General features: G+C 37.6%; 2 protein-coding genes. Both read left to right on the top strand.

All coding sequences use genetic code 11. The annotated features are described in order from the left end of the window. Positions 1-159 precede the first annotated feature (159 nt). Positions 160-1,710: an IS21 family transposase gene (gene istA, locus HHO41_RS21905; protein ID WP_169102701.1), complete on the top strand. Its 1,551-nt coding sequence runs from the start codon at positions 160-162 to the stop codon at positions 1,708-1,710. After that, the gene (gene istB, locus HHO41_RS21910) at positions 1,707-2,456 is read left to right on the top strand and encodes an IS21-like element helper ATPase IstB (RefSeq protein WP_211171275.1); all 750 of its coding nucleotides are present in this window, start codon (positions 1,707-1,709) and stop codon (positions 2,454-2,456) included. The genes istA and istB overlap by 4 nt, the downstream gene beginning before the upstream one ends. Positions 2,457-2,829 lie beyond the last annotated feature (373 nt).

Genomic DNA, 2,829 nt, shown 5'->3' on the forward strand with positions numbered 1-2,829 from the left:
TGAATACAGCCACCCAAATGTACCACTAGTGACATTGTTTGTACCAATTAGTGACAAGAAATTTACCACTTTGTGACAAGGCATTTACCAATAAGTACTTCCTGTATGATTAGTGTGCATACCAACGGTATGACACTATTTTATGGGAGGTATTTTTTTATGATCCATTATCGAAGGATATTGGAATTACACGATGGGGGGATTAGTCTAAGAGGAATATCCTCAAGTACTGGAAACTCTCGCCAAAAAATAACAGAGGTCATCAACCTTGCCGAAAAGAAGGGACTAGTCTGTCCGCTAGAGGAAGATATGACGGATAAATGGATTGAGGAATTTCTCTTTCCTGAGAAGACGCTAGAAGCTTCAGGTCGATATCCCTTGAATTTTGACTACATCCATGAAGAATTGGCAAAGCCTAATGTGACACTTTCGCTTCTTCATTATGAGTATGAAGCTGAATGTAGGGCGAAAAAGAAAATCCCTTACTCTTATCGTAGTTTTTTGCGTCATTATAGCAATTACGCTGATAAATACAAAGCAACTTTGCGTATTCGAAGAAAACCAGGTGAAATCATGGAAGTCGATTGGGCAGGATCCACGGCTTTTATTTACGATAGGGATACCGGAGAGAAGATAAAGGCTTATATGTTCGTTGCTACACTGCCGTGTAGCCAGTTTTCATATGCGGAAGCAAGCTTATCAATGGATTTGCATTCTTGGATAATGGTTCACAATAATTCCTATAAGTACTTCGGTGGAGTTACCCAAATTATTGTTCCTGACAACTTAAAAACAGGAGTTACGAAGCATACAACTCGTGAATTGATATTAAATCCTGCGTACAAAGAGATGGCAGAATATTACAATACTGTCATAATGCCAGCACGGGTTCGAAAACCTAGGGACAAAGCTAATGTTGAAGGTTCTGTTGGAATTATATCTACATGGATTATCGCAGCTTTAAGGAACACATATTGTTTCAGTATCGAAGAATTGAACGAAGAAGTTCGGAAAAAATTAGAGGAATTCAATAAACGCCCTTTTACTCGGAAAAATGGGTCGCGTTTTTCTGCGTTCGAAGAAGAGGAGAAATTTGCGCTTTCTCCTCTTCCACTCCAAACTTATAAAATGTCTGAATGGAAAAAGGCAACTGTAGGCCCAAACTATCACCTTTCTATCGATAGTATGTTTTATTCTGTGCCATATGAATACATAAATCGAGAAGTTGAGGTGAAAGTTTCAGACGACCTCATAGAGGTCTTTTTCAATCATATGAGAGTAGCATCTCATAAACGATTATATGGGAAATTCGGTCAGTATGCCACTATTCGTGACCATATGCCTGATAACCATAAACTGTTTGTTGACCAAACACCTGAAGCAGCTATCGAATGGGCAGAGAATATCGGGGCATCAACCTTAAGTGTGATTCGGTACTTTCTTGATACTTCTCAGACTGAAAAATTGGGTTTACAGTCCATATTTTCGTTGAAAAAGTTTGACCGTCGTTATACAAAATATGAAATTGAACGTGCCTGTAAAATGGTAATTTCTATGACTCAAAGACCGACGGTCAAAAGCATTCAAACAATATTGAAGAACAATAAAAAGAATGATGCCGAGCAAGAACTGAAAAGGAAAACGGAAATCAGCAATAATAATTATGGTTTTACTCGTGGAGCTTCTTATTATGGAGGATCGGATAAATGATGAATGAGCAAACATTAAGTAAACTAATCGAAATGAAATTAGGCGGTATGGCGGAGGCTTATAAAGAACAATCATCGAATAAAGATTTTCAAAAAATGAGTTTTGAAGACCGTTTTAGTTTACTCGTCGATTTAGAACATTCTCGCCGTAAGAGTAATAAGCTTCAAAGATTAATTAAAACAGCGACTTTTATAAACTCTAAAGCCTGTATAGAAGACATGGAATATCATGAGGATCGAAGATTAGATAAGGCGTTGATACTAAGATTAGCTAGCGGCACCTATATTCATGATAGGCACAATATTATTTTAAAGGGGCCCACTGGTTCAGGGAAATCATTCTTAGCAACTGCTTTTGGTATATCTGCTTGTCGACAGTTCTATGATGTCAAATACATTCGTTTACCGGAATTACTAGATGAATTAACACTTGCAAAATTGGCAGCTGACGGAAGTTATCGAAAGGGCATAAAAAAATATACGAAAGTAGATTTACTCATCCTCGATGAATGGCTATTAACAGATTTATCAACGGATGAATCAGCTATTCTATTAGAAATTACAGAGGCACGTCATAAAGTTGGTTCGACAATTTACTGTTCCCAAATCGACCCTAACGGGTGGCATATAAAGCTAGGAAATGAAACGATTGCGGAAGCTATCTTGGACCGCATAATACATGACTCCTATCAGATTTTACTAGACGGAGAAGTATCAATGCGTGAACGTCATGGGTTAGGTAGGTAATGAAAACATGACCATATTGACAAGAGAGGAAATTCAAAAAGTCGAAGAATACTATTATTGGGTAGGTTATCCAAACTGGGTCCCTTTCCCCGAGAAATTAAAAGAAAAGCTTTTAAGTATTTATGGAGAAGAGCCCTATCCCAATAACTGGACCGAACAAGATATTTGTGAAGGATCTAGAAAAATAATCTCCGACCACTATCGTAATAGCCCAAGGTAATCAATTTGGATTAAAAGCCCTACAAGATTATTAAATTGTTAATCTGTAGGGTTTTTATACATTGGTAAACATGTTTGGCGCTGCCTGGTAAATCCCCTGGCAAACAGTGGTAAAAAACATGGCAAGGATGGTAAAATCTCTTGGCTGTAATCA

This window comes from Bacillus sp. DNRA2, from assembly GCF_012843265.1.
Lineage (GTDB): Bacteria > Bacillota > Bacilli > Bacillales > Cytobacillaceae > Bacillus_BU.

Excerpts from the sequence above, each read along its gene's own strand:
- istA (WP_169102701.1), top strand. The coding sequence starts at position 160 with ATGATCCATTATCGAAGGATATTGGAATTACACGATGGGGGGATTAGT.
- istB (WP_211171275.1), top strand. The coding sequence starts at position 1,707 with ATGATGAATGAGCAAACATTAAGTAAACTAATCGAAATGAAATTAGGC.